The sequence below is a fragment of the Bacteroidota bacterium genome (genome assembly GCA_016194975.1).
Lineage (GTDB): Bacteria > Bacteroidota > Bacteroidia > Palsa-965 > Palsa-965.
In genome coordinates this window covers 45,529-72,081 of sequence record JACQAM010000022.1, presented here as the reverse complement: position 1 = coordinate 72,081, position 26,553 = coordinate 45,529, and the positions used below count along the sequence as shown (strand labels likewise).

The 26,553-nt window shown below is 44.3% G+C and carries 22 protein-coding genes; 12 read left to right on the top strand and 10 right to left on the bottom strand.

All coding sequences use genetic code 11. The features are described 5' to 3' along the window. Positions 1 to 41: 41 nt before the first annotated feature. Both HY064_13555 and HY064_13550 read right to left on the bottom strand, forming a co-directional pair. Positions 42 to 740, bottom strand: a complete 699-nt coding sequence (locus HY064_13555) for a PorT family protein (GenBank protein MBI3511682.1) — start codon at positions 738 to 740, stop codon at positions 42 to 44. A gap of 124 nt (positions 741 to 864) precedes the next feature. Then, positions 865 to 2,664: a hypothetical protein gene (locus HY064_13550; protein ID MBI3511681.1), complete on the bottom strand. Its 1,800-nt coding sequence runs from the start codon at positions 2,662 to 2,664 to the stop codon at positions 865 to 867. Positions 2,665 to 2,784: 120 nt separating this feature from the next. Between HY064_13550 and HY064_13545 the strand changes: the two genes are divergently transcribed. From HY064_13545 to HY064_13525, 5 genes are read left to right on the top strand one after another with little or no spacing between them, the layout of a single operon-like run. Beyond that, a complete protein-coding gene (locus HY064_13545) occupies positions 2,785 to 3,213 on the top strand; it encodes a hypothetical protein (protein MBI3511680.1) in 429 nt (142 codons plus the stop codon). Continuing rightward, a complete protein-coding gene (locus HY064_13540) occupies positions 3,210 to 3,761 on the top strand; it encodes a sigma-70 family RNA polymerase sigma factor (protein MBI3511679.1) in 552 nt (183 codons plus the stop codon). Before HY064_13545 ends, HY064_13540 begins: the two co-directional genes overlap by 4 nt. Positions 3,762 to 3,764: 3 nt before the next feature. After that, on the top strand, positions 3,765 to 4,361 hold the full coding sequence (locus tag HY064_13535) for a hypothetical protein (protein MBI3511678.1): 597 nt from the start codon (positions 3,765 to 3,767) through the stop codon (positions 4,359 to 4,361). Positions 4,362 to 4,404: 43 nt separating this feature from the next. Then, entirely contained in the window at positions 4,405 to 4,857 is a 453-nt protein-coding gene (locus HY064_13530; protein MBI3511677.1) for a DUF3592 domain-containing protein, read from the top strand. 51 nt (positions 4,858 to 4,908) lie between these two features. After that, entirely contained in the window at positions 4,909 to 6,060 is a 1,152-nt protein-coding gene (locus tag HY064_13525) for an acyltransferase (protein ID MBI3511676.1), read from the top strand. Here the strand turns inward: HY064_13525 and HY064_13520 are convergent. Continuing rightward, a complete protein-coding gene (locus HY064_13520) occupies positions 6,057 to 6,383 on the bottom strand; it encodes a hypothetical protein (protein ID MBI3511675.1) in 327 nt (108 codons plus the stop codon). The genes HY064_13525 and HY064_13520 overlap by 4 nt on opposite strands. Positions 6,384 to 6,526: 143 nt before the next feature. Between HY064_13520 and HY064_13515 the strand changes: the two genes are divergently transcribed. Beyond that, complete coding sequence (locus HY064_13515) at positions 6,527 to 7,927, top strand: T9SS type A sorting domain-containing protein (GenBank protein ID MBI3511674.1); 1,401 nt, start codon at positions 6,527 to 6,529, stop codon at positions 7,925 to 7,927. Here HY064_13515 and HY064_13510 read toward each other — a convergent pair whose 3' ends face one another. Beyond that, the gene (locus tag HY064_13510; GenBank protein ID MBI3511673.1) at positions 7,928 to 8,083 is read right to left on the bottom strand and encodes a hypothetical protein; all 156 of its coding nucleotides are present in this window, start codon (positions 8,081 to 8,083) and stop codon (positions 7,928 to 7,930) included. Positions 8,084 to 8,344: 261 nt separating this feature from the next. On the opposite strand from HY064_13510, the gene HY064_13505 reads away from it, so the two are divergent. Next, the gene (locus HY064_13505; GenBank protein ID MBI3511672.1) at positions 8,345 to 8,956 is read left to right on the top strand and encodes a YqaE/Pmp3 family membrane protein; all 612 of its coding nucleotides are present in this window, start codon (positions 8,345 to 8,347) and stop codon (positions 8,954 to 8,956) included. Positions 8,957 to 9,029: 73 nt separating this feature from the next. Here HY064_13505 and HY064_13500 read toward each other — a convergent pair whose 3' ends face one another. From HY064_13500 to rpiB, 4 genes are all read right to left on the bottom strand, one after another. Next, positions 9,030 to 10,412, bottom strand: a complete 1,383-nt coding sequence (locus HY064_13500) for a lactate utilization protein (protein ID MBI3511671.1) — start codon at positions 10,410 to 10,412, stop codon at positions 9,030 to 9,032. Then, positions 10,409 to 11,995, bottom strand: a complete 1,587-nt coding sequence (locus tag HY064_13495; protein ID MBI3511670.1) for a M28 family peptidase — start codon at positions 11,993 to 11,995, stop codon at positions 10,409 to 10,411. The genes HY064_13500 and HY064_13495 overlap by 4 nt, the downstream gene beginning before the upstream one ends. 69 nt (positions 11,996 to 12,064) lie before the next feature. After that, positions 12,065 to 13,039 carry a T9SS type A sorting domain-containing protein gene (locus HY064_13490; GenBank protein MBI3511669.1) on the bottom strand — a complete coding sequence of 325 codons (975 nt, stop codon included), beginning with the start codon at positions 13,037 to 13,039 and terminating at the stop codon, positions 12,065 to 12,067. Between the two features lie 56 nt (positions 13,040 to 13,095). Further along, entirely contained in the window at positions 13,096 to 13,536 is a 441-nt protein-coding gene (gene rpiB / locus HY064_13485) for a ribose 5-phosphate isomerase B (GenBank protein ID MBI3511668.1), read from the bottom strand. Positions 13,537 to 14,046: 510 nt separating this feature from the next. On the opposite strand from rpiB, the gene nadA reads away from it, so the two are divergent. From nadA to HY064_13465, 4 genes are read left to right on the top strand one after another with little or no spacing between them, the layout of a single operon-like run. Next, positions 14,047 to 15,036: a quinolinate synthase NadA gene (gene nadA / locus HY064_13480; GenBank protein MBI3511667.1), complete on the top strand. Its 990-nt coding sequence runs from the start codon at positions 14,047 to 14,049 to the stop codon at positions 15,034 to 15,036. Positions 15,037 to 15,039: 3 nt separating this feature from the next. Continuing rightward, positions 15,040 to 16,605, top strand: a complete 1,566-nt coding sequence (locus HY064_13475; protein MBI3511666.1) for a toxin-antitoxin system YwqK family antitoxin — start codon at positions 15,040 to 15,042, stop codon at positions 16,603 to 16,605. Positions 16,606 to 16,620: 15 nt separating this feature from the next. Further along, positions 16,621 to 19,362 carry a PAS domain S-box protein gene (locus tag HY064_13470; protein ID MBI3511665.1) on the top strand — a complete coding sequence of 914 codons (2,742 nt, stop codon included), beginning with the start codon at positions 16,621 to 16,623 and terminating at the stop codon, positions 19,360 to 19,362. A 5-nt stretch (positions 19,363 to 19,367) separates the two neighbouring features. Then, complete coding sequence (locus HY064_13465; protein ID MBI3511664.1) at positions 19,368 to 20,120, top strand: response regulator; 753 nt, start codon at positions 19,368 to 19,370, stop codon at positions 20,118 to 20,120. A gap of 115 nt (positions 20,121 to 20,235) precedes the next feature. On the opposite strand, the gene rnr is transcribed toward HY064_13465, so the two are convergent. Further along, complete coding sequence (gene rnr / locus HY064_13460) at positions 20,236 to 22,614, bottom strand: ribonuclease R (protein ID MBI3511663.1); 2,379 nt, start codon at positions 22,612 to 22,614, stop codon at positions 20,236 to 20,238. Positions 22,615 to 22,782: 168 nt separating this feature from the next. Between rnr and HY064_13455 the strand changes: the two genes are divergently transcribed. Further along, positions 22,783 to 25,695: a gliding motility-associated C-terminal domain-containing protein gene (locus HY064_13455; protein ID MBI3511662.1), complete on the top strand. Its 2,913-nt coding sequence runs from the start codon at positions 22,783 to 22,785 to the stop codon at positions 25,693 to 25,695. A gap of 68 nt (positions 25,696 to 25,763) precedes the next feature. Here the strand turns inward: HY064_13455 and HY064_13450 are convergent, their stop codons facing one another. Next, positions 25,764 to 26,501: a T9SS type A sorting domain-containing protein gene (locus tag HY064_13450; GenBank protein ID MBI3511661.1), complete on the bottom strand. Its 738-nt coding sequence runs from the start codon at positions 26,499 to 26,501 to the stop codon at positions 25,764 to 25,766. Positions 26,502 to 26,553 lie beyond the last annotated feature (52 nt).

Here is a 26,553-nt window from a genome sequence, read left to right as displayed (position 1 = left end):
ATTGTCCCTACTAATATAACAAAACCCTCCTTGAAAAACGACTATTGGTTTCCGCTGTCGCCTTCGCTTCCGTCGTGCTCCTTCGCTTTATTCGGATTTCCAAAAACATAATGCACTCCCAACTGGTAAACCATATTGTTTCCGTTGTTGATCGTAAATCGCCGCGCAAACAGCGCTTTGTTTTTATCCATCACCGGAATCACGCTGTTCGAATAGCGAAGCCCGGCATAAAAGTGTTCGCTGATGTGGTAATTAAGCCCGAGCAAAATGCTCACGTCTGTATAATGAAATTGATCCGTGTTGTACGTCTGGTAATAATTATTGTAAATGTCCCTGATCTTTACCAGGCGCCCGACAGATGCGCCGAATTCAATTTCAAAATTTTTTCTTTCTTTTTTATTGAGAACAAAATCCATTCGATGGCGATAAACAAACGGAACTTCTACATAATCGAGCGCAAGTTTAAAATAATGATTGTTTGCCGAATCGGATTTTTGCATAGTGCCCTTGGTAATGTAATTCAGTTCAAACTGGAAACTGTTCTGCTCATCAATGAATGAATTAAGAATAAGTCCCGCAGAAAATCCCGCTTTATTGAAATCATTATCACCGTCGAGAAAATCGGCGCCCTTTATGTCTGACGACACGCCGCATAAACCGACCCCGGCACGGAACTGCGCGTGAAGTGAAAAAAATAAAATGAGAAATGCCGCGGTGAGAAAAATATTTTTCTGTTTCATGGTAATTTTGATTTCCGTGGGGCGGCGAATCAAAATTAGGAGAAAATTCGATTGTACTTTTTAAAAAAGAAAAACACCCCGAAGAGTGTTTTCCCGATCTGAGATGGGCCGGTGCTTCTCAAAATCATTTGGCCCTTTCTTCACCTGCACAAATACACCCCCATCCGCTTTTCAGATTTCTCGTGGTCCAGTCGTCGATGATCGTATTGTCATCGTCATTCACCGGCTGATTTCCCAGCGCACGTATCATTTCATTTTCTGTTCCGGGCGCGAGTGTTGCATTTTCAATTTTATTTTCGCCCATCACAAATTTTTTCAGCACGTAGCGCAATTTATTTCCGTCTCCTGTTCTTGCAAAAATATATGCCGTCGTTCCTTTCGGATAAAATGCTTCCTGCTCCTGTTCTCCATGCGTAAACGAATAATCGCCGTTCGGGCGTTTGTATCCCGGAATAAAAATTTCCTGGTCGGGAATGAGCAGTGATACCTGAGGATTTTCATTGGAATTAATTCCGTCAAGATGCGCGTTGAAAAAAGTCGCCACATCATTCGCCCCGCAATTGTGCATTAAGCGATCTACATTCGCCCATCCTAATTTTTTCATTCCGAAAGAATAAGATCCGAATCCTCCGTATTTTCCTCCCAAAGTTACATCGTCATTACGAACATTGCGCGAATAATTCTGCAATGCAATATTTCTTGCATTATCGAGCGCGGCCACTGTGTGCGGATCTTTCGGATCGATCTTGTCCTGTTTCAGTTTTGCAAATTCGCGGAATACTTCTGCCAACGGACAGGAAATTTTATCGAGAGAATCTGCGGCAGCTCCATCGCTTTTCCACAATGCACGATTCGGATTATCAGTATAGCAATTCATGATCTTCTGATCGCACGCCTGGCGAATGAAAGGCAAACGCGAACGGAATTCTGCAGTAGAAATATTCGTGTGCTCAAATTTTTTGTCGTCGAGATGAACAAGAGAGCCGTTCGAAAAATTGTTCGACGTCAAAACTACATTGGAGGTGTCGGAAAATTGATTCGAAACATCTCCCGCATCGTATCCTCTTGTCCTGTAATCCATCAAAACATTTACAACAGAATCCACTCCGCTCATTCCTGTTTTCCAATGAAAAAGTGTGTCGGCTCCCAAAACTTTATACGCGTCGATGAGTGATGAATCGGTAATGTTGCCTGCATTTCCCCAATAGGTATAGCCCCACGCGGCACGGCGCGCCAGGAACATTTCGTTTTGAGAATCCAAATTATATTTCGATTTCTTTCCGGCTTTTGCCAATGAAGAATCTATATTTTCCACCGGCACATCGCGCAATCCGTTTTTCAGATCCTGCGGATTTTTCCATAACAGGCTTCCGTCTTTCTGAACTTCTCCATTCCACAATTTCATTCCCTCTTTTACATGTGCTGCCGGAATTTCCACTTCTAATTCTTTTCCTTTCTGCAATGAAAGCGTATCGCCATTCTCGGAAAGCGCATTCATGTAAACCATTCCTCCTGTTTGCAGAAGCCCCTGGTCGCTCATTGTGCCGAGATTCATTTTCATAATGTCGGCATTGCTTATTCCTTCCACGATCTGCATTTTCACTTTTCCTGTAACAGGATTTCCATTCTTGTCTGCGAATGCATCTTCCGGAATGGAAATAATGGTGCCGCTGTTTCCCACGATCACCTGCGCCGATCTTGCATTGAGCGTAAAATGTTGTTTCTCGCTTTCCGGAATATTCAGCGCCGAAAAACTTTCCTCGTACGGGTGACGCGTGTCCTGCGCGATCGTGGTTGTGGTGCGCGCGGGCGCTATCATGCTTGCGCCTGCGCCCGAAGCGGGCTGAACATTCTTTGAATGATAAACAGATACTGCAATGACCACAATGGCGATCAGGGATGCAGGGATAATTAGCTTTTTCATGTCCTGGTTTTTCTTCTTAATGCCGAGACGATGCAAAAGGTAACCGGTTGGCTGAAAATATTTTTTTCTTTTTATCGGGTTACCTTTGGACGATATCCGGTATAAACCACAAATTGCACTATGAAAAAACTTCTTATTCCTTTTCTTTGGATCGTCTTCCCGTTTTATTCTTTCGTTCTTGTGGCAACAAGAAAAAATGTGGTTGGCAACTGGAAGCTGGTGAGCGCTTCGAGTACTGTGGGCGGAGTAAAAACGAACTGTGATATGCAAGGATTTTTTCCCGTGTATTCTTTCCTGGATAACGGGGATTATAAAGAAACCGTGGATGGAAAGCCATACCAGGTCGGATCGTGGAAATTTGTTGTTCCCGATTCGATTTTAGTTTACGCCGCGAAAACCGTTCCCGATATGCGGGGAATTCTCTGTGATCATACCGAACCGATTATTTCGTTGAATGATTCTATTATGGTTCTCGGAGAATACATGTGTTCGGAAGTTGAAATGGAAGACGTGGTTTTTAAACGAGTAGCAGTAGTCGATTACAAATGAGTGTTGACACCCACGATAACGAACTTATTGAGCTTCTCCGCAAAGGAGAGTCGGCTGCGTTCCGGAAATTGTACGTTCAGCATTTCAATATGATCCGCTATTTCGTGATCAACAACAACGGCAGGGAAGAAGACGCGCGCGATCTTTTCCAGGAGGCGTCGGTGGTTTTGTTCGAACAACTCTCGTCGGGAAAATTTGAATTGCATTCCTCTCTCAAAACGTGGATCTACGCCGTGTGCAGGAATAAATGGCTGAAACAATTAGAAAAGAAAAAGAAAAATATCCGGTTGACTGATTTTGAAAAAGCAGAAGACGTGATGATGGAGGAGAAATCTTCGAATGAAATAATTCACCAACAACTCAGAATAAGTTTGTCGCGATTGGGCGTTGGTTGCAGAAAATTATTGTTGCTCTTTTATTATTTCAAAAAAAATATGGAGGAGATAGCAACAGATCTCGGTTACACGAACGCCGACAATGCAAAATCGCAGAAATATAAATGCCTTCAGAAACTGAAAACCATTTATTCCGGTTCAGAAACTCAATAACAAATGGCGGCCGACGAAAATATTTATGTGTTTTTTGATCGTTTTCTCCTCGGGGAAATGAAAGATGAAGAGCGTGCTGCATTTGAAAAAAAATTATCGCTCGATAAAGAACTGCGTGATGAATTTGAATGGCTGAAACAAACTACAATGGCGATGAAAGAAAGTGGAAGAAAAATTCTCAAACAGCATATTGCGGCAGCTTGCGCTGGAATTCCATTGGCGTCGCTGGAAAATTATTCTCCTTCCGTCAACAGAATTTCCTTCATCAGAAAATGGTGGTGGGCTTTTGCTGTGGCAGGAATCATTGCGGCGGCGGCGGTATGGTTCTTTCTGATCCCGCATCACCACGATACCGAAAATAAAATTCTTCCTGTCGATTCGGTGATGAACGATGCGCAGAAAAAAGATTCTGCAAATGAAAAATCTTCATTCGGCAGCGGCATCGATTCCATTGGATCAAATGATTCTATCCGTCCCGCATCGAAGCCGGCGCATACTGACACGCTTTCCAAAGCGGGCGGGGGCGGAAAAAAAGCGAAAGGTATTATTCAGAATAATGATTTTCAGAAGCTGAACGAAGTAAATAATCAGATGAAATAATTCTCTTCTTTTTCATTCCTACATTTGAGAATAATTTTTCTCCATGCTCAAGTGGATGCTTTTTGTTTTTGCGTTGCTCGTCGGATCGATGGCTGTTTATTATGGCGCAAAACTTTTCCGGATGTGGAGGAGAATGAGCCGATGGACAATTTGTGATGGCGAGCTGATTTCAAAAAAAACTGGCCCGAGAAAACTTTCTTCCGGCGGAAGGGCGAATAAAGTGATCCTGGCGAAATATCGTTTCAGCGTGAATGGAAAAAGTTTTACCGGCAATACGGTTTTCCCGATCGAAATTCTCAAAGGAGAAAAGGGATTCCTGCAAAAAGATGCAGAAAAACTCCTGGAAAAAATTACGCCGGTTGTGAAAGTTCATTATGATCCTATTGATCCGGAAACAAATATTCTTTTTCCCGGCGGGCCCGGGCTTGCTTTGCTCATGATTGGAATGGGAATTTTCACTTTGATTTTCGGTATCGCGCTGGTGATCGTGCGTTGATCGTTGTTTTTCCATTGTTGCGTTTACCCGTATCTTGGCGCGGCTTTCCCCATGACCACTCTCGCAGAAAATAAAAAACCAATTCACTTCGCGCAGATGGATGCGCTGCGTTTCGCGGCCGCGTTCATGGTCGTGATCGTGCATGCGTGGGACGGGTGGACGGGCTGGTACGGAACGCCTGCGCCCCTGCGCGGAAATGCGGATGCGCATTCCTACAACTGGTTCGGCGATCGCCTGCATCACATCATCGGAAATTTCAATTTCGGTGTCGACATGTTTTTCATGATCAGCGGATTTCTCATTACATATCTCATGCTGCGTGAAAAAAGTTCAACCGGAAAAATTGATATTCCTAAATTTTACCTGCGTAGAATTTTCAGGATCTGGCCGCTGTATTATTTTATAATTGCAATTACGCCGCTGCTCATTTACTGGACAGGATTTGCAAAACCGGAATACAAGCCGGTGATCTTTTTTTATAATAATTTCCGCACGATCGCAACAGAACAGTGGACTTTCCCCTTCGCACATTTCTGGTCCATTTGCGTGGAAGAACATTTTTATCTCCTGTGGCCTTTCCTTGTTGCGCTCTTCCCGATCAAAAGACTTCCTTCTGTTTTTCTCACGGTGATCATTTTCAGCATCGGGTTCCGCGCCTACTGTTCCATTCACGGATGGAGCTGGTACCACGGTTACCTGAATACATTTTCGCGCATCGATGCGCTTGCGCTCGGCGGACTTGGTGCGTGGATTATTTTTCATCGTCCGTTCAAATTGAAAGTGCCGGTGTATGCTCGTCTTCTGGTTTACATTTCAATGATCTGGCTGCTTTCTTATGATGACCTGAATGAGTGGAACACGTTGTTCGATATGCTTTTCAAAAAATATCTTTACCTGCTGTTGTTCGGCATGATGATGCTGAATTATGTTTTCAATGAAGATGCGGCTTTGCGCTGGGGGCCGAAACACCCGGTGAATTATCTCGGGCGATGTTGTTTCGGAATTTATCTCTGGGGAAATATCATTCTCAATATTTTCATCAATAAGGTAACCGAAAAACATCCGTTCATGACGCACTGGTATATGTTCTGGCCGGCGATCATTTTTCTTTCGCTCATCATTCCCATCATCAGTTACGAACTCATTGAAAAACCTTTCATGAAATTCAAATCGCGTTTTGCCATTGTGAAAACGCGCGTTTAACCGGGATGCCCGTTCGGCCACAAACCGAGTTGCGGATGCTTCGATCTTTTCTTCCTCGTCTTTTTTTCTTTTGCATCATTCGGCTTGAACGTTCCTTTGTCCTGGTCGGCGGCGTCGTGCTCTCCTTGTTTTTTTCTTCGGAACAACTGAAATTTTTTTTCGGGTTTTGTTTTATCTCTTTCTTTTTTTTCTCCCTTCTCGGCCCGTTTTGCGCTGCGTTTTGTTTTCCGGTCTGTGCTTGCCGCCTTCGTGAAAAGATGAAAATGTTTTTTGTCGGGCTCCTGCCCGGTGTCGTTTTTTTTCGATCGCCGCGAGTAATTCACTTTTGAGCACGAGGTCGCAGTCTGCGGTTCAGAACAGGAAGTCCACATTATCACAGTGAGAAAAAAGAATATTAGCCGCAAGACAATATGCAATTTAACGGAATTCCTGCATTGAATATGAACGAGGCGGATTAACTTTGTTTATGTCGCGCATTTCCCTTGTAGTTCTGTTTCTTTTCTTCTCAGAATATTTTCCGGCGCAGAATGTTTTTTTCGAAACTTATTTCGGAAGCGGCCTGCCTGATTGCGGAAGAGATCTTCGCCAATATTCCGACAGCACAATTTATGAGGCGGGCTACACAACCGATACAATTGCTCATCATACCGATGTCCGCCTTTGCAAAACAGATCGTTTCGGAAATATGTTATGGACACGAACCTATGGTGGTTCGCTCGACGATGATGCATCGGGAATAGAAATTTCTTCTGACGGAAATCTGCTGATGTGCGGGGAAACATACACTACTTCGAACGGCATTGATGCATTGCTGATGAAAGTAGATACGAGTGGAAATATTCTCTGGCAAAGAAATTACGGTGGCCCTCTCAATGAATGCATCAACCGAATGACAGTATTGGCAGATGGAAAAATTGCGATGACCGGTTTTGTGAGTGACGCTTTCAGTTCGAATGATATTTATGTGTTGGTGGTGGATGCAAATGGAAATTATGTCTGGTCTGCGAATGTGGGCGGAATGTTCAATGATGTTGGCCATAGCATTTGTGCGTTGCCCGATTCTGGCTTTGTGGTTTTCGGCGATACAAAAAGATCAGCGATGGCCGATTACAATATTGAAGGTGTTCGTTTTCAGAATGGCGGAAATATTTTGTGGGACAGCACTTACAGTTATAATGATACGCTTGCCGACGGATGCCAGAATGTTATTTTACTGAGTGATGGTAATCTTCTTCTCTTCGGTGAATCGCAATCCACTCCTTTTTCGTGGTTCGATTTTCTTTTGCACAAGATCGATCTGAATGGAAATACGATCTGGTTCAGAAAACAGGGAGGCAATCTTCCTGATGCGGCGTTTTCTGTTTGCGAAGTTGCAGATGGTTTTATCGGCACAGGTTACAGCCAGAGTTATTCGCCGGGACCAAACAATATCATTGTTTTCAAAACCGATACTGCCGGAAATTTATTGTGGGCCAATCCGTATGGCGGGCCAGGGATCGATATCGGTTATGAAATTATTCCTGCACTTGGCGGCGGATTTTTCATTGGCGGCACAGGAAATATTTCCGGCGATGATCAGTTTGGTTTATTGCACGTGGATAATGGAGGGTGGGCCGGTGTGGAAGAGCGAAGTGTTTCAGCAATAAAAATATTCCCGGATCCCTCTGGTGGAAATTTTTCGATCATTGCTCCGGGAAAAGATCTGCGCGTTGAAATTTTTTCCGCAGACGGGAATCTTATCTTTTTTGAACAAACGGAAAATTCGCAGGGCTTAATGAATATCCGCAAAGAATTTATTCCTGGAATTTATTTTGTCCGTGTTAATGATGGTGATGAAATAGTGGTGAAGAAACTGATCGTCTATTGATCAGCCCACGAGCGATCCGCTGTTGCTGAGTAATTCAGCGCCCACGATGTCGTCCAGCCGAATGAGCATTCCGATCGAACCGAACCTGCTGAATCTTTCGCTGAGCGTCGCAAAATAATAGCTTTCCCCTCCGGGCTGCGGCTTTTCCCAGATCACTCCAAATACCTCGCCGCCCGATTTTAACTTGAAGCGGCAGGGTTGGTCGTTAATCGAACGGAATTCTTCTCGGGTCATTCTCCTTGGGGGTCTTTTCTCAAAGTTCATCAATAAAACGCGGATTGCAGAAATGTTGTTACGTTGAATTTTGAACATCTGCCTTTTTTGCTGTTAATTGTTATGAACATTTGCACCCGGAATTGTTATTAGCAGGCGCGCAACTATTTCTGCCTGATTATATTTGCAAATAAATTAATGGTTATGAAAAACTTTTTCCACGCACACCTTCCTTTGCTTTTTGTTCTGGCCATTGTTGGCTCTTCCTGTTCGTACAACGGGCGCATCACAGTTGACAAGCGCCATTACGGTAAAGGATTTTTCGTCCAGGTAAATAAGCACTCTTTACCGGCAGACAATGATCCGGCAATTGAAAAAACACCGACCGCTCTTCAGGCAAAACAGGAGCCGGCATTGAATGTTCGGGAAAATATTGTTGTTGCTGATAGGCCATCGCCGGAAAATAATGCCGCAGTAAATTCCAATCACAAAAAAAATCTCCCGGAAAATTCTGCTCCGGAAAAAAAGAATCCTGTAAAACAAATTCTGAAAAAATATTTGCCTCCGGGAAAAAAATCAAATAGCAATTCCTCTCCGGGCGGCGGAGGCGATACCAATCAACTCATTCTTGTTTTACTTGCCATTCTTCTTTCTCCGCTCGCGGTCTATCTGAAAGAGGGCGTTACCAATCGCTTCTGGATCGATCTTGTCTGCTGGTTACTTGGCGTGGGCGTAGTAGGATTATTTTATTACGGCGGACTTCTGCTGCTCTTTGCGATCGTATTTGCTGTGCTGATCGTTTTGGGAAGCATCTGATAAAATTTCAAAAGAAAAATGCCAAACAAGGAATTGTGACCGGTTGGAATTTGGGATTTGTATTTTTTATTTTCTACCTGATTCCTTTTCTTTCTCTCCACATCTGGTTGAAAGATTTCTGTGCAACCTGCGGTAGTTCTCTTCTGTCGCCCCACGATTTTCTGAAGAACTGTCGCAACATGAAATTCTTCAGCTTCGCTCCGCCTTTATCCATCTTGCTTCTTTTCATCATGGCGCCCTTCCAGAAAAACCACATTACATTTTCTGTTTTCGTTGCGCGGCCCGTAGCAGCAGCATCTCTCCTGTTCAGCAAAAGCAAATTGTGCACATCGATTTTCACCGGGCACACCTCTGTACATTTTCCACAGAGTGGCGATGCATTGCTGAGATGATCATAAGAATGGTCGGGAAAAATATTCGGCAAAAGAGCTGCGCCGATCGGTCCCGGGTATGCGCTCGCATACGCGTGGCCTCCTGCGCTCACATATACAGGGCACGCGTTGAGGCACGCGCCGCAGCGAATGCACCCGAGCGCGCGACGCTGATCTACTTTTTCAAGCGCATTGGTTCTTCCGTTATCAAGCAGCACGAGATATAATTCTTCGGGACCGTCTGTTTCTCCCTGCTGTTTCGGCCCGCTGATGATGGAATTATAAGAAGAGATCTGTTGTCCCGTTCCATACGATGCGAGCAGCGAATTGAAAAGATCGAGATCCTTGAATGAAGGAATTATTTTATCAATCCCCGTAATCACAATGTGAATTTTCGGCGCAGAAAAACTCATCATGGCGTTGCCTTCATTCTCCGTGATGCTGATGGCGCCCGTGTCGGCAGCAAGAAAATTCGCGCCGGTAATTCCCGCCCCCGCTTCCCTGAATTTCTTTTTCAGATATACGCGCACCCATTGCGTGATTTCCGAAGGAGATAATCCTTCCGGCGTATTCATTTTTCGGTGAAACAATTCGGCCACATCTTCTTTTGTTTTGTGCATGGCCGGCGTTACGATGTGATAGGGCGCTTCGCCATCAAGCTGCTGTATGAATTCTCCGAGATCGGTTTCAACAGAAACAATATTTTCTTTTTTCAATTCTTCATTCAGACCGATCTCTTCCGTTACCATCGATTTTGATTTGACCACTGAAGAAATATTTTTTTTCTTTAGTAGCTCAATGATTGCCCGGCTCGCTTCTCCTGCGTCCTGCGCCCAAATGATCCTGCCGCCATGCCGGACGAAATTCGATTCGAATTCGATGAGATATTTGTCGAGATGCTCTATGGTTTTGTGGCGAATCCCTGCTGCTCTTGTTTTTGCAAGATCAAGATTGGAATACTGCGCTACTCCCTGTTTCACTTTTTCATCGTAACGCAGAATATTATTTTCCATTTTCGAACGATGCGTTTCATCGAACGTATTCTTTTCTGCCGCGTTGTTGAATAGTTCTGCAAGAGCCGTCATTTGTTCTTTTGTTTTTTATCAACTACGAGTCGCGCATCACGATTGGCAATTTCCCATGCCGTGCAGAATACAAGCCGGGCGCGGATCGCCATCAGCGGAAAATCAATTTTCTGAATTTCATCAGTGGGTTTGTGATAATCTTCATGAACGCCATTGAAGAAAAAAGCAACGGGAATTCCGTGTTTCGCAAAATTGTAATGATCGGAGCGCGTATAAAAAGAATTCGGGTCGTTCGGGTCGTCGTAGCGATAATCAAGCTGAAGTTTTGTGTAGTTGTTGTTATTCGTTTCGTTTATTTTTTTCAATTCAGAACTCAGCATATCTGAGCCGATCACGTAAACATAGCCGGTGTCCTGCTGGTGGTCTTTATCAATTCTTCCGATCATGTCGATGTTCAGATCGCAAACAGTATTTTCCAATGGGAAAACCGGGTGATCGGAATACCATCTTGATCCGAGCAATCCTTTTTCTTCGCCGGTGAAAGTCATGAACAACATGCTTCTTCTCGGGCCATGCCCGTCTTTTTTCGCCTGCGCAAAAATTTTCGCAAGCTCGATCACTGCGGTTGTTCCCGATCCGTCGTCATCGGCGCCATTGTAAATTTCCGTGCTGTCTTTTCCGAGATGGTCCATGTGCGCAGTCACCACAACAATTTCTTTTTTCAGATCACCTCCTTCGATGAAGCCCAGCACATTTTCAGAATGTACTTTTTCCGACTCACGCTCAATGTCAATAACGAGGAGTGAATTGATCTCTGCCTGAAAAGTTTTTTTCTTTTTTGCGATCGCAGCAATGGCCTGGCCGGTGTTGGTTTTTTTCTTCGCTTTTACCAGCAGCATGTCCGCCATTTCTTTGCTGATGTAAAGCACGGGCGGATTATCTGATTTGATTTCCACGACAAGATCTTCATCCGGCTTCAGCGTGGGCGCTGATAAATATTTTTTATTCTCCAGAAATTTTTTCTGAAAATCAGGGACAATGATCAACAGTGCGGCGGCTCCTCTTTTTTTTGCTTCGTTGATCTTTCTTCTTCTCTGCGTGCTCCACGACGATAATTCTTTTTTCCCGGTGATCAGCGAATTCCCGTTTTTATCAATGGGTTCATCGGCGAGAAACATAACGGCGCTTCCCGAAATATCGATACCGCTATAATCTTTATACAAACTGTCCTGGATCCCATAGCCGGCGAAAATTATTTTCTGAATGTCTGTTTTGCCATCATCAATTCCGGGTGTGTAATAAAAATCTTTTCCGTAAACAAATTTCTGATCGTTAAACATCACGCTGCCGTTGCCGGGAATGAATTTCAACAGTGGAACATCCTGGTAATATCCGCCAGAAGGCAATTCCGGAATACCGAACGATCTGAATTTTCCGGCAATGAATTCTGCCGTCATGTCGAGCCCCCTGGTGGCGGTTTCTCTTCCTTCAAAACTGTCGGAAGCAATAACGGATAAATAGACGCACAGGTCGGCGGGAATTATTTCCTGGGAATATTGTTTTTTAAGGTCCGGGCTGTCGCCTCCGAAAGAGAAACAAAAAAGAGGAATTGTAAAAAGAAAAAAACGGGAAGTATTGTTCACGAAACAAATATACCGGAGTTGCCGGCGAATTGCATTCCCGTGCGCTTGTGTTTATGCACAGGAAAAATGTTAATTGCCGGAGCGTACAAATCTCAGCACGGTTGTTTTGTCTGGTCCATTCACACGAACCGAATAAACTCCCTCTGCAAATTCTCCGGCAGGAACAACAATATTTTTTTCCGGAATATTTTCTTCTCTCCAGATTATTCTGCCGGAAATGTCGATGATGCTTATTGACCAGTTTCCGTCGAACCCGGTTTGAATATTAAAATTTCCCTGCGCGGGGTTCGGAAATAATTTTATGCTTTCAGAGGCTTGTGAAGATGAGATCCCGGTTGCAGACAACAACGATGCGATGTCAATAACGATTTGTTGTTTTGATTGGTCGAACCATCCGTATTTGCTATAAACAACTCCATCCGTATTAATAAGGTATGCGTTGTTTGGCGCAGGACCGAAATTTCGCCAGTATTCATTTCCTGGTTGATCGATCAGCAGCGGACAACTTGGGCGATAGAGATGAATAAGATCTTCGGCCTCGCTTTTCCGCTGAAGATAGTTGGTCTCCTGCCGGATAAGAATACTGTCGTTATAATTCAGTTGAGTGGTCCAGACTGTATTTGAATATGGACTAACGTCTGGCGTTACCGGATGTGCCTCTAAAACATAAACGACCAGAAAATTCACCTGCGATCCATACATCGCAACAACATCGGGCAAAACATAAACGAGACTGTGCCTCGAAGCCGGACAAGAAAGTGACATGGAAATGACCATGACCGGTTTACCCTGTGCGAGCAGCGCGCTCAGCTGTGTGGCGTGGCTCGACGAATCAAACAAAGTAAAATCGCCAACCGTGTTTCCAATTTGGTATCCGCTCTGGATGTAAAGATTTGATGAGTCGATGTACGGAGTATATGAAGAAATGTGTTGATAGTCGTTTGGCAGGTTCGAACCATTAATAGAAGGGCCCGTGTGCGCGTACGCCCCGGTGCGGAATAAAAGCGCGACGATCAATAAAACAGTATGTCTGCGAAAAAACATTTTCCTCAAATGATTCGCTAAGATATGGTTTTGTCTCCTGATTCTGTTCCTGAAAATCAACAACCGTTGCCGATCTTATTTACACGATTTGCGTGTCTTCCTCCTTCGAAAGGAGTAGAAAAAAACACGTCGGCACAGGCTTTTGCTTCGTCGTCGCTGATAAACCTGGCGGGAAGAGAAAGAATATTTGCATCGTTATGCAGGCGCGCGATCTCGGCAACTTCTTTCTTCCAGCACACGGCCGCTCTTACTCCTTTATGTTTATTGGCCGCCATGCTTATTCCGTTTGCGCTTCCACAAATAAGAATTCCGTAATCACATTTTCCTGATTCAACCGCGTCGGCAACAGGATGAGCAAAATCGGGATAGTCCACGCTTTGCTCAGAAAAAGTTCCATGATCTTCGAGTGAAAAACCTTTTGAGCCCAGGTATTCAAGCAGCGTCTTTTTTAATTTGAATCCTGCGTGATCACATCCAATTGCAATTTTATATCCCATTACAGATTAATTTGAACAAATTTACACATCACACTCGCACGAACACCATGCCGGATGAATTACCTTTTTTTTGAACATCTGTGTATTTTCCCGAAAAAATGTGCGTTGAAACAGAAGCGATTATCCTTTTTTGAATTAACAGACACCCTGTTGATGACGCAGTTCTTTTGTTATCAAATTCATCAAAACTATTATTGGATATTGCTGAAGCGTTTTGCCTTATAATAATTTCCGGTATAAACAATAGGTGTGAAAAAAAACATAGCGGGAAGAAACAAACAGATAACTCACGAACTTTGCTTAAAATAGAATCAACAATCGGCCTCTTCAGTTGAGGCAAGTGTTTTGTTGAAAAAGAAGATTGTTGCGGGATTTCAGCATTTTATAGAATAATAACATGTTCAAATCCTGTTGCTGAAACAGAATAACTGTTCATTCGTAAAATCAATGAGTTTTTTTTGAACGGTTTCAACAGTATAGTAGTAGTAGTAGATTTAAAATATTTTTAAAATGAATACTATGTTAGGCGCTGCAATAGAAGAAAAAGTAAAAGCAATTGATCCACAGCTAAATTTGTTCGATGAAATCAATCGCCTCCGGAAAAAGAAAAATGCAGTTCTGCTTGCGCATTATTATCAGGAAGATGATATCCAGGATGTGGCGGATTTCATCGGCGATAGTCTTGGGCTTGCACAACAGGCAGAAAAAACAAAAGCAGATATCATTGTTTTTGCAGGTGTACACTTCATGGCCGAAACCGCAAAGATCCTCAATCCTTCGAAAAAAGTTCTGCTTCCCGATCTGCGCGCAGGTTGTTCTCTCGCCGATTCCTGTCCGGCCGATAAATTCAGCGAATTCAAAGCAGCGCATCCGGGACACGTTGTGATCACGTACGTCAATTGTTCGGCAGAAATAAAAGCGCTGAGTGATATTATTTGTACCTCAAGCAATGCCGAACAGATCGTGAATAGTTTACCGCCCGGACAGAAAATAATTTTTGCACCCGATAAAAATCTCGGGAAATACATCACGAAAAAAACAGGAAGAGATATGGCACTCTGGGATGGATCGTGTATGGTGCATGAAATTTTTTCACTGGAGAAAATTGCGATCCTTAAAGCGAAAAATGCCGGGGCAAAATTCATTGCGCATCCCGAATGTGAAGAACCGCTTCTGAAAATTGCAGATTTTATCGGATCTACCACTGCACTTTTAAACTACACAAAAAAAGATTCGGCAGAGATTTTTATTGTAGGAACAGAAACCGGTATTCTCCACCAAATGCAGAAAAGTTCGCCCGGAAAAAAATTCATTCCTGCTCCGCCGGAAAATAATTGCGCCTGTAACGACTGCCCACACATGAAACTGAACACCCTCGAAAAGCTGTATATTTGTTTAAGGGATGAAACCCCCGAGATTACAATGGAAAACGCGTTGATAGAGGCCGCCGCGAAACCCATCAGAAGAATGCTCGACATCTCCGCGAAATCAGGTTTGTGATCTATGAAAACGGCGAGAAATTTTTTTATTTTTTTATTCCTGCTGGCAGGAAGCGCCTGCTTTTCTCAAACCGGAAAGCAACCCGTTAACCCGAATGGCTACAATAAATTCTATTATCCGAATGGAAAACTTTCGAGCGAGGGAAATATGCGCGATGGAAAACCGGATGGCTACTGGAAAACGTATTATGAAAGCGGAAAAATAAAATCAGAGGGCAACCGCAAGAATTTTGAACTCGACAGTACCTGGAAATTCTATACCGAGCAGGGAAAATTACAATTCGAATACACCTACGCTAACGGAAAAAAGAACGGACCGCTGCGGACATACGACCAGAACGGAAAAATAGCGCTCGAAGAAACTTTTGTGAACAACATGAAACAAGGCCCCGAAAAAACATTTTATCCTTCCGGCAGAGTTGAAAAGAGCACGCCGTTCTCCGAAGGAAAAGAAGAAGGCGTCTCTTATGAATACGACACTTCGGGAACCATCATCACCATCACCGAGTACCACGCAGGATTTGTAAAAAGTACCGATCGCATTAATCGTCGTGACGCGAATGGACTGAAGCAAGGCACATGGAAAGAATTTTTCCCGAATGGAAAAATAAAAACAGAATCGCATTATGTGAATGATAAAAAAGACGGCTATTTCAAAGAATACAATGAATTCGGAAACATGGTGAATATTACCAAGTGGTCGAATGGAGAACTTGTGAAAAATCCGCCGGAGCTTGCAAAACTGGAAACGAAGATTACCTATCATCCCAACGGAAGGCCAAAGGAAATTGGAAATTACAAAGACGGAATTCCCGAAGGCGTTTTCCGGATGTATGATACCACAGGAAATATTGTTGCTGCGGAAGTTTATGAAGACGGTGTTCTCGTGGGCGAAGGCGTGTATGACGGGAAAGGACAACAGCAGGGACACTGGAAAGAATATTATGACACCGGCGAACTGAAAGGAGAAGGCGAATATAAAGACGGCGTGAAAGTGGGCCCGTGGAAATTTTATTATTCCGATGGAAAAACAGACCAGGAAGGAAAATATGACAACAAGGGAAGGCCCGAAGGAAACTGGAAATGGTATTTTGAGAACGGACAAATTCTTCGCGACGAAACATATTCTGACGGCCTGCGCAATGGAACTCTTACTGATTATGATGAGAAAGGAAATATAATTACACAGGGAGAATATGTGGATGGATTGAAAGAAGGACACTGGTTTTTCCAGATCGATGATTACCGCGAAGAAGGAGATTATGTAGCCGGGGAAAGAAACGGAACATGGAAACACACCTACATTCCCAGCGGAAAACAACGCTTCGAAGGAAATTATATCAATGGAGTTCCGGATGGAAAAGCTACGTGGTGGTATGAGAACGGGCGCGTGTGGCAGGAAGGAAAATATGTTTACGGAAGAAAAGACGGCGACTGGAGATATTATGACGAAGATGGACTGATGACACTTACGATCACTTACAAAGACGACGTGGAAATAAAATTTGATGGGGTGAAAGTAAAATTCGAAGACGCTCACACCGATAGCGATACACAGCCAAGCAACTGATCATTTTATTTTCCGGTGAAAAACGAACCATCATCCAGCAAAAACAAAAAAGAAGAATCGCTGCGCGAAGCCGGGCGCGCAGATGCGCTTGTAAAACAACTTGAAACACTTGCCGCGCAACCCGACGGAACCGAAAGTAAAAAAGCGCTCGAAGTAATTCTCAACACAATTGATGAAGTGGTTTATCATGTCGATATGCGCTTTGAATCCGGGAAAAGGTTGCGATTCGTCAGTGACAGCGCAGAAACCATTTATGGAATTCCCAAAGAAGATTTTTTCCGCAATAAAGATGCGTTCCTGAAATATTATCACCCGGAAGATCTTGAGCGGATAAAACTAAGTTCAGCCGCACTTGAAAAAGAAAAAAAACCACAGGAATATCATTATCGTTTTCTGAATCCGAAAACAGAAAAAACGATCTGGATAGAAGAACGCGTGTTCCCGCAGTTCGACGAGCATGGAAAATTGCTCGAAGTTTTCGGCGTGGCCCGCGACATCACCCGAAAAAAAGAATTTGAGCAGGAAATTATTGAAAGCCGCGAAAGTTATCGCGCACTCATCGAGCAGAATCCCGACGGAATTATTGTAGCCGGCTTCGATCAGAAAATTCTTTTTGCCAATAAATCCGTGCTCGAAATTTCCGGCATAGCGGCCATGGAAGATCTCATCGGGCACAAGCTTCTTGAATTTCTTTCTCCGGCACAGCAGAAGCGTTCGGCAGAAAGAATAAAGATCATTGCACAAGGCGGACAAGTTCCGTTCGAGGTCATCGAGATCCAGCACAGCGACGGAAGGATCGTGCAGTGCGAATCAAAACCAAGTCTGTATAATTATCTTGGAAAACAAACTATACTTGTTTTCCTGCGAAGCATTGCGGCCGAGCGCCAGCTTGCAAAAGAACAACTGCGCGCCCAGATCGCCGAAGAAGCAAACCTGGAATTACAAAAAGAAATTTCGGTAAGAAAAAAAACAGAGAAAGAACTTTTTTCCACGCAGAAATATCTGCGACTGCTCATCAACAGCTCTATCGACATGATCTGTGCTTCGGATAAAGAAGGTTACGTTACCGAATTCAACAAAGCCGCCCAGCGCACATTCGGATTTACGTCAGAAGAAGTGATCGGGAAACATGTTTCATTCCTTTACAAAGATCCGAACCAGCGCATGGATGTGATGAAGGAACTCATTGATGGTGGTGGATATTTTTCGGGCGAGGTAACGAACATCAAGAAGAACGGAGAAACATTCACCGCGCTTCTTTCGGCAAGCATTCTCAAAGACGGCAATGGAAATGTATTCGGCTCCATGGGTGTTTCGCGCGACATTACCGAATGGAAAAGAACAGAAACAGAATTAAAACTGAACGAAGAAAAATACCGCGCCATTTACAACCAGGCCTACATCGGCATTGCGCTCGTGGACACGCAAAGCGATCGTTACATAGACGCGAACCAGCGCCTGTGTGACATGCTCGGGTATGAACCGGAAGAATTGCGGAATAAAACAATTCACGATCTGCGAATTCCAGGCGATCTCTCCCGTTTGCCAAGCGGAAAAGATTTTATCCGTGGCGGATTCGAACGTATCATTGACGAACACCGCTATCGCCACAAGAATGGAAATGCGGTGATTGTGAACGTGACAGTTTCCCTTGTTCGCTCGGAAGAAAACCGGCCGCTTTATTTCGTTTACGTTTACGAAGATCTTACACCGAAGCGCCACGCAGAAGAACAATTGCGATTACAGGCAGCGAAGTTGAATGCGATTATTGAAACGTCATCGCACATGATCTGGACGGTCGATAAAAATTTCCGGCTTACCTCTTTCAATGGAAACCAGGCAAAATGGCTGAAGCGGTCTTATAATGTGAATGCATACACCGGCATGCCTATGGCCGCGGGAAGAATGCTCTCTGCAAATATTTACAATGATTTCTGGGTGGAGAAAATGAACAATACGCTCAAGGGCGCCGTGCAGAATTTTGAAGTGGCCTTCACGCACAGATCCGGCGATGTTTCGTGGAGAGAAATTTATCTTAACCCGATCAGAGACGACCATGGCAATGTGGTGGAAGTTTCTGCCATTGCGCATGACATCACCGACAAAAAACAGGTGGACGAATCGCTTCGACTGTCGCTGCGCGAAAAAGAAGTTTTGCTCAAAGAAGTTCATCATCGTGTAAAAAATAACCTACAGGTCATTTCCAGTATTCTCAACCTGCAATCTTCATACGTGCGCGACAAAAAAATTCTTGACATTCTTCTCGAAAGCCAGAACAGGATCAAGTCCATGGCGTTCGTTCACGAAAGTTTATACCAGACAAAAGATTTTTCCAATATCAGTTTCCGCGAATACGTGGAGAACATCAGCAGCAATCTCGTTCAATCTTATTCGGCGCTTGAAAATGTTCCGGAATTAAAACTCAGCCTTCAGCCCATTAAACTTCATCTTGATACGGCCATTCCCTGCGGACTCATCATCAACGAACTTCTTTCCAATTCTCTTAAATATGCATTTGCCGACGGAAGAAAAGGAAAGATCAGCATCAACATCAAACAGGAAGAAGAACACGTAACAATGGTGATCGCTGATAATGGAATAGGGCTTCCTCCAAAAATTGATTTCAGAAAAACAGAATCACTGGGATTGCAACTCGTGGTCTCGCTGGTAGAGCAAATCAACGGGAAAATTAAGTCGGATACAAAAAAAGGCACTAAATTCACCATCGAATTTTCCAGCACCCCTCCCAACGCTTAAAACACATGTCGAAAACAAACATTCTTATCGTCGAAGACGAAAGCATCGTAGCGAAGGACATCCAGATGAGTCTTCGCAAACTCGGCTATAACGTTGTGGCCATTTGCTCCAATGGAGAAGATGCCATTTCCGCTGCAGAGGAACACAACCCCGATCTGGTGCTGATGGATATTATGCTCAAAGGAGATATGAGCGGAATTGATGCAGCAGAGCAAATCCGATCACGTTGCAATGTTCCCATAATTTATCTCACAGCTTATGCCGACGAAAGCACGCTGAGCAAAGCAAAGATTACCGAACCTTACGGATATATTATCAAGCCGTTCAAGGAGATCGATCTGCGCACGTCCATCGAAATGGCTTTGTATAAACATCAGAAGGAAACCGACATTCGCAAGGAGCGCGATTTTCTATACAGCATCGTCGAGAATAAAGACAACAAGGAAATTATTTTCGTGAAATCAAATTCACGGTTAGTGAAAGTCCGCACGAAAGATATTTTCTACATCGAAGCGCTGAAAGATTACGTGGTGATCAATACTTCCAATGCGCGGTATACGATCCATTCCACGATGAAGGACATTGAGAAAAAACTTTCTACGAATGAATTTGTGCGCGTGCATCGCTCATTCATTGTCCGCATTGATAAGATCACATCTATAGAGCCGCCGAATCTTTTTCTCGAGGACGATAAAAAACCAATTCCCATTGGAGGAAGTTATCGTGATGAGCTGGCGAAGAAGATCAACCAGGTGTAGGGGGGGGTTACAGATTTTTTACAGCGAATACAAATTACGGATGTAAACGGATTTACAGAATTTTTTTCAGCAATTCCAAACGCTAAATCAATCCGCACATTTGCATATTAGCACATTACCAACGCTTCTTCGAATTCCCTTTCGGCCGGTCTTTTTTCTTCCCTTTATTTTCCCAGCCGGATTTTTGTTTTTTCTTCTCCGTATGTTTTTTCTTTCCCGACATCATGGAAGAAATATCCCAGTCGTCTTTGCCGGAAGTTTCCGAAAAAGTTTTTCTGCCGGAATAATTTTTTTCTCTTCGTTCACCGCTTTCCGCTTTTTCCCCCGACGCCAGTTCAAAATCAATTTGTTTCTTGATGAGATCGGCGCTCTTGATCAGGACGCGCACCTTATCGCCGATCGTGAATTTTTTTCCATTGCGCTGTCCGCGGAGGCAATAATTTTCCTGTTCGAAAAAATAACGATCGTCTTTCAGGTTGCGCACATGCACCATTCCTTCGCACTTATTTCCTTCGAGCTCCACGAAAAATCCGAACTCCGTTACGCCCGAAATTATTCCGTCAAATTCTTCGCCCACTTTATCCTGTAAGAATTGCACCTGCTTGTACTTAATGGAAGCGCGTTCGGCATCGGCAGCGGCTTTTTCTCTTTCAGAACAATGTTTGCATTCGTTTTCCAGTTCATCTTTGTCAGGGATTTTTTCCACTTTTCCTTTTGCATCAGCGTCAAGATATAATTGCAGCAGGCGATGCGCAAGTACATCGGGATAGCGGCGGATAGGCGAAGTGAAGTGCGTGTAATACTGAAAACCCAAACCGTAATGGCCGATATTTTCCGTGGTGTAAATTGCTTTTGCCATGGTGCGGATAGCGAGCGTTTCTATCATGTTCGCCTCGGGTTTTCCCTGCACGTCTTTTAAAAGTTTGTTCAGCGAATTCGAAATCGCTTTTTCACTTCCCACATCCATGCGGTAACCGAACGTGCGGACGAAAGTTCCGAATTCCATTACGCGCGCAGGATCGGGCGATGCATGCACGCGATACACGAAGGGCCCGCGCACGCCGCGCGAAGAAATATTTTTTTGATCTCCGCCCCTTTTTTTTCCGATCGTGCAGAATTCCGCAACACGACGATTGGCAAGCAGCATGAAATCCTCGATAAGCTGGTTCGAATCTTTCATCACTTTGAAATAAACTCCGAGCGGATTCCCGTTTTCATCGAGATGAAATTTCACTTCTTCTTTTTCAAAAGTGATGGAGCCATTCTTAAGCCGATCGGCGCGGAGAATTTTTGCAAGCCGATCGAGAAGAAAAATCTCTTCTTTGAGATCACTGTCTTTGCCTTCGAGAATTTCCTGTACATCCTCATAGGCAAAACGACGGTCGGATCTGATCACTGTTCTTCCGAACCACTCTTTTTGTATCTGCGCTTTTTCGTCCAGTTCAAAAACCGCGGAGAAAGTAAGTTTTTCTTCATCGGGACGAAGCGAGCAGACGAAATTTGACAATACTTCCGGCAACATTGGAACAACACGATCGACAAGATAAACCGAAGTCGCACGAACGATCGCTTCCCTGTCGAGCAGCGTTCCGGGTTTTACATAATGCGAAACGTCGGCGATGTGTACGCCTATTTCCCAATTTCCATTGGCAAGTTTTTGTACAGAGAGCGCGTCGTCAAAATCTTTTGCATCTGCAGGATCTATTGTGAACGTGGTGATTTTTCTGAAATCGCGCCGACGCGAAATTTCTTCCGGCGCGATCTCGGTAGGAATTAATTCTGCCAAACGTTCCACATCTTTCGGAAAAGAATAAGGCAATCCGAATTCCACCATGATCGCGTTGATCTCCGTTTCATTTTCTCCCACATTCCCGAGTACAGCAGTAACTTCTCCCTCGGGCAGATCGGAATAATCGATCCAGCTGGTCATGCGCACCACCACCTTTTGTCCACTTTTCGCTTTCCCGGTTTTTTCTTTCGGAATAATGAAATCGGGAAATTTTTTATTGTCCGGGGAAAAAAAAGCAACGCGATTTTCTATCGTGAGCGTTCCGGCAAATTCACTGCGCGATCGCCGCACAATTTCTGTTACCTCACCTTCATCGCGTCCGTCGTTTCTCTTGCGGCGAAAAACTTTCACGCGCACGGTGTCGCGATGCAATGCGCCTTTTGTGTTGGATGCAGAAATGAAAATATCCTGCGCATAATCGGGCGAGGTAACGTAGGCCGCGCCCGATTGTGTAACATCAATGATCCCCTCTATGGTTTTTGAAGAAGCATTGCTTCGGAATTTTCCCCGGTCTGGTTCCTCGAGCAGCCCCTTCTTTGCAAGATCTGCAAGCAGTGAAGCAACCAGGCGGCGCTCTTCTTCATTAGTAATTCCAAGAGCAGAAGCGACCTGTTTGTAATTATAAGATTGTCCCCGTTGTGAATCGAGGAATTTTAGCACTTCTTCAAATAGCAATCGCGATCCACGATCTTTTTTTTTCCCCATATTTCGAAAATTGCCTTTAACTGCAGAAGTAAAAGTATCTAATGAAAATTGGTGTAAGTGGCGGATTTTTCTATTTTTGTTAACACTTTGAAACCGGCAAACGATTCAAAGCATTTTTACGCCCGAAACAAGACCAATAATATTTTCAGCGCACAAAAATATTTGTACATGAAAACAAACTACCCCATTGCAAAACGGAAGCTGCTCTTCGTTTTTTTCACAATGCTTCTGCTTGTTTTTTTCAATGAAGCAAAAGCCTGTCACGGCCTTCCGCTTCTGAACCTGACAGCAACACCTGTTGCAGGAGGAATTCAGATCGACGCAAATTCTGATCCCTCCACATGCGGATGTGATCCATACTGGATGGAGGTTGAAGTGACCTGCAACCCAGCAGGATTTACCGGTGCGCCTCCCGTGCCGAGCAGTCTTTCATGGGGCAACATGCCTTGGTTTCATTCCAATGAAAACATTCCAAACATCATGTCTGATGCCTGTGCGCTTGAACCCTACAATTCAATACTACTTCCGTATCCCCAAATGTGTACCGGAACAATTTATTATTGGCGAGCGCGGGAATATGTTCAGGGAGATAATTCACAAGGGCCCTGGTCGGCCTCTGCATCTTTCACTACACCCGGCATTCCGCCATCATCCATTCTTACTGCGGTAGCAAATCAATACGATGCATGTCCCGGCACCACATTGCAACTTACTGCAAGTGTAAGCGGAGGCTGCCCGGGTGCGACCTATAATTATTCCTGGTCGCCGACAACGGGATTGAGTAATCCGAATATTGCAAATCCAACAGCGCTTGTAAGTACCGCAATCACCTATACGGTTACAACTTCTGGCGGATGCTTTACGATCACTTCTGCTGATGACACTGTTGGAATTACACTTGCACCGAATGTTACCCCGGGAACCGCAACCGGAAATCCATTGTCAATTTGTTCGGGAGGATCATCGCAGATTGTTCTCTCGGGAATGGGATCCAACAATATTCAATGGCAGGTTTCTCCCAATGGAACAAGCTGGTTCAATCTCGCAGGACAAACCGACGACACGCTGAATACCGGCACTCTTTCTTCATCGCTATATTATCAGGCGTTGGTAACAGGCAGCGGATGGCCGGGCAGCGGATGCGGAACTGTTGCATCAAATTCAGTACTCATCACAGTTTTGCCTTCACCAACAGCGAATGCTGGCGCAAACACAACAATTTGTTCGGGCTCATGCGCAAATCTCACAGGAAGCGGAGGTGTTAGTTATAACTGGATGCCGGGCAATTTATCAGGAGCAACAGTTAGTGTTTGTCCGGGTTCTTTCACAACATACACACTAACGGTGACTGATGCGAGTGGGTGTACAGGAACAGACCAGGTGGACGTAAGCGTTTCTATTGCGAGCGTTACTGCGAGTCCCGACGTAAGTATTTGCACTGGCAATAGTACCATTCTGCTTGCAAGTGGTCCTGCGGGAAATACCTATAGCTGGCAGCCGTCAGCGACCCTCTCCGGCGCCAATACAGCCAATCCATCAGCCACACCGGCATCTACAACTACCTACACCGTTACGGCGGTAAATTCATTCGGATGTACTGCTATCGATTCTGTTATTGTTACCGTTACTGCAGCGCCACCACTTACGCTTTCGAATGACACTGCACTTTGTGCCGGGGCAATGGCCACACTTAATGCGAGTGGAGCAACAAGTTATAACTGGCAGCCAGGAAATATGAGCGGGCCTACTGTTACGGTTTCTCCAATGACCACCACCACCTATGTGATCACGGGAAATAATGGAAACTGTATGAGTACCGATTCGATCATTGTTTCGATCACTCCTCCTCCGTCAGTTTTTGCCGGACCTGATTTTGCAATTTGCAATGGACAACAGGCAACACTTTCTGTGGCAACAGGGGGCACATACAATTGGCAATCAACAACAGGAATTATCGGAAGCAACACCACGCAAAATATTGTTGTTGATCCAACATCAAATACTTCTTACACCATAACAGTAACCGGCCCCGGAGGATGTATTTCAACCGATACAATTAATCTTACGGTGAATCCGGTTCCGAATGTTACTGCGTCTGCAACCAGCACAAGTATTTGTATTGGCCAGAGCACCACGCTCAATTCAAATGGTGCAACGTCTTATCAATGGATTCCGAATGTCGCGCTATCTAATCCGAATTCAAGCTCATCAAATGCTAATCCGCCAAACACTACAACTTACCAGGTTGTGGGAACAGATGCAAATGGATGCAGAGATACTGCTTCGATAACCATCACTGTTAATCCGCTGCCGAATGTAAATATTCTTGGTAACCCAACCGAATGTGGAGACACCACAGGATTTTTCTCTGATGGAGGAGTGGTCACAGGAACAGGGCCGTTCACTTACCAGATCGGCAGCCAAACGTATTCTACTTTACCGATCAGTGGATTCACTGCAGGAAATTATACGATAACCACTACAGACGCCAATGGATGTACGTCGTCACAGATTGTTGGCGTCAATGAAGTGAACACGGCAGTAGTGAATGCTGCTGCGAATCCTACATTCGGTGTTTATCCTCTCAATGTGCAATTTGCTGCAAGCGGCACTAGCGGTATCAATAATTATTTGTGGTCATTCGGCGGAACAGGAACATCGTCCAATTTTACCTACACCGCGCCCGGAACCTATACTGTCGTGCTCACTGCGTATAATGATGACCCATCTTGTGCGGTTTATGATACGCTTGTTATCACTGTTGTTGAACAAGCGTCTATTCTTCTTCCGAATGTATTTACACCGAATGCCGACGGAACGAATGATAATTTTTCTGCTACGGTAACAGGGGTCAGTGATATGAAAATAGAAGTGTTCGATCGCTGGGGTGCACGCGTGCGAGAGTCAGAGGTGCACGGCCTTTCTTCTTCACCGCAGGATGTTGCACTCTGGGACGGAAAATCAAAAGGCGGATCTGTAGCTGCAGATGGAACGTATTATTACATAGTAACAGCAACAGGGTACGATACAAAATTGTACACCTACAGCGGATTTGTAACATTGATCAAAGACAAACCATAAGGTGAATTTAAAAATGAAAGCCCGGAAAATTTTCCGGGCTTTTTTATTTTGGAACGAGCGATGAATTTTTATTCTCTGGAAATCTTGTAAACGTGATGAGTGTCGTTGTCAAATAAAACATCAAGAAAATAAATTCCGGGAGGCCAGGGCTCCGTATTTATTCCCATCGAAACATCTTTCGACCGGACAATTATTTTTCCTGTTGCATCAGAGATCACAACTTCTTTAGGATGCAATTGTTGTCCGCCGCCGGTAATGTAAAGCATTCCAGTTGCGGGCACCGGGTAGCAACGCACCTCATCAAAATTATGCAGCGGAGCCCCCGTGCTATTAACAGAATCGAGTACGAAAACAGTTGCAGTAAGCGAATCGCCGGTTGCAAAAACAGAATTGAATACAGTTGGCCAAACCACGATTACATTTCCACCAATTCGGAATAAGCCCTGCATGAACGTATCTGCAAACTGAACAGGAATAATGAAAAATAAACTGTCGCCCGGATTAATGTTAATAGAATCGACCGGGGGAAAATGAAGAGGAACAGTAGAAGCTCCGCGATCAATATAACCGTCAACCTGGATCGTGTCGTTGTAAGAAAAAGTGACCGAAGTATTTTTCAGAAAAGCACCGACAAGAACGGCGTTGTTGGAAGAATAAACCGTGTCGGGCATTCCACTGAATCCACTCACTCCGAAGCTCACCATATTCTGGGCGCGAAGAGAAGCGGTTCCGCAAAAAACCACGCATGCGAAACAGGAGAAAATAAATTTTCTGCGCAGGGTAAATAAAGATTGAACGGTTCGCATTGGTCTGTTATACGGTCTAACCCAAACAAAAATACCCTTGTTTATCCAAAAA

What these genes read in the sequence shown, in the direction of transcription:
- HY064_13555 (MBI3511682.1), bottom strand. Translation starts at nt 740, where the DNA reads ATGAAACAGAAAAATATTTTTCTCACCGCGGCATTTCTCATTTTATTT.
- HY064_13550 (MBI3511681.1), bottom strand. Translation starts at nt 2,664, where the DNA reads ATGAAAAAGCTAATTATCCCTGCATCCCTGATCGCCATTGTGGTCATT.
- HY064_13545 (MBI3511680.1), top strand. Translation starts at nt 2,785, where the DNA reads ATGAAAAAACTTCTTATTCCTTTTCTTTGGATCGTCTTCCCGTTTTAT.
- HY064_13540 (MBI3511679.1), top strand. Translation starts at nt 3,210, where the DNA reads ATGAGTGTTGACACCCACGATAACGAACTTATTGAGCTTCTCCGCAAA.
- HY064_13535 (MBI3511678.1), top strand. Translation starts at nt 3,765, where the DNA reads ATGGCGGCCGACGAAAATATTTATGTGTTTTTTGATCGTTTTCTCCTC.
- HY064_13530 (MBI3511677.1), top strand. Translation starts at nt 4,405, where the DNA reads ATGCTCAAGTGGATGCTTTTTGTTTTTGCGTTGCTCGTCGGATCGATG.
- HY064_13525 (MBI3511676.1), top strand. Translation starts at nt 4,909, where the DNA reads ATGACCACTCTCGCAGAAAATAAAAAACCAATTCACTTCGCGCAGATG.
- HY064_13515 (MBI3511674.1), top strand. Translation starts at nt 6,527, where the DNA reads ATGTCGCGCATTTCCCTTGTAGTTCTGTTTCTTTTCTTCTCAGAATAT.
- HY064_13505 (MBI3511672.1), top strand. Translation starts at nt 8,345, where the DNA reads ATGAAAAACTTTTTCCACGCACACCTTCCTTTGCTTTTTGTTCTGGCC.
- HY064_13500 (MBI3511671.1), bottom strand. Translation starts at nt 10,412, where the DNA reads ATGACGGCTCTTGCAGAACTATTCAACAACGCGGCAGAAAAGAATACG.
- HY064_13490 (MBI3511669.1), bottom strand. Translation starts at nt 13,039, where the DNA reads ATGTTTTTTCGCAGACATACTGTTTTATTGATCGTCGCGCTTTTATTC.
- rpiB (MBI3511668.1), bottom strand. Translation starts at nt 13,536, where the DNA reads ATGGGATATAAAATTGCAATTGGATGTGATCACGCAGGATTCAAATTA.
- nadA (MBI3511667.1), top strand. Translation starts at nt 14,047, where the DNA reads ATGAATACTATGTTAGGCGCTGCAATAGAAGAAAAAGTAAAAGCAATT.
- HY064_13475 (MBI3511666.1), top strand. Translation starts at nt 15,040, where the DNA reads ATGAAAACGGCGAGAAATTTTTTTATTTTTTTATTCCTGCTGGCAGGA.
- HY064_13465 (MBI3511664.1), top strand. Translation starts at nt 19,368, where the DNA reads ATGTCGAAAACAAACATTCTTATCGTCGAAGACGAAAGCATCGTAGCG.
- rnr (MBI3511663.1), bottom strand. Translation starts at nt 22,614, where the DNA reads ATGGGGAAAAAAAAAGATCGTGGATCGCGATTGCTATTTGAAGAAGTG.
- HY064_13455 (MBI3511662.1), top strand. Translation starts at nt 22,783, where the DNA reads ATGAAAACAAACTACCCCATTGCAAAACGGAAGCTGCTCTTCGTTTTT.
- HY064_13450 (MBI3511661.1), bottom strand. Translation starts at nt 26,501, where the DNA reads ATGCGAACCGTTCAATCTTTATTTACCCTGCGCAGAAAATTTATTTTC.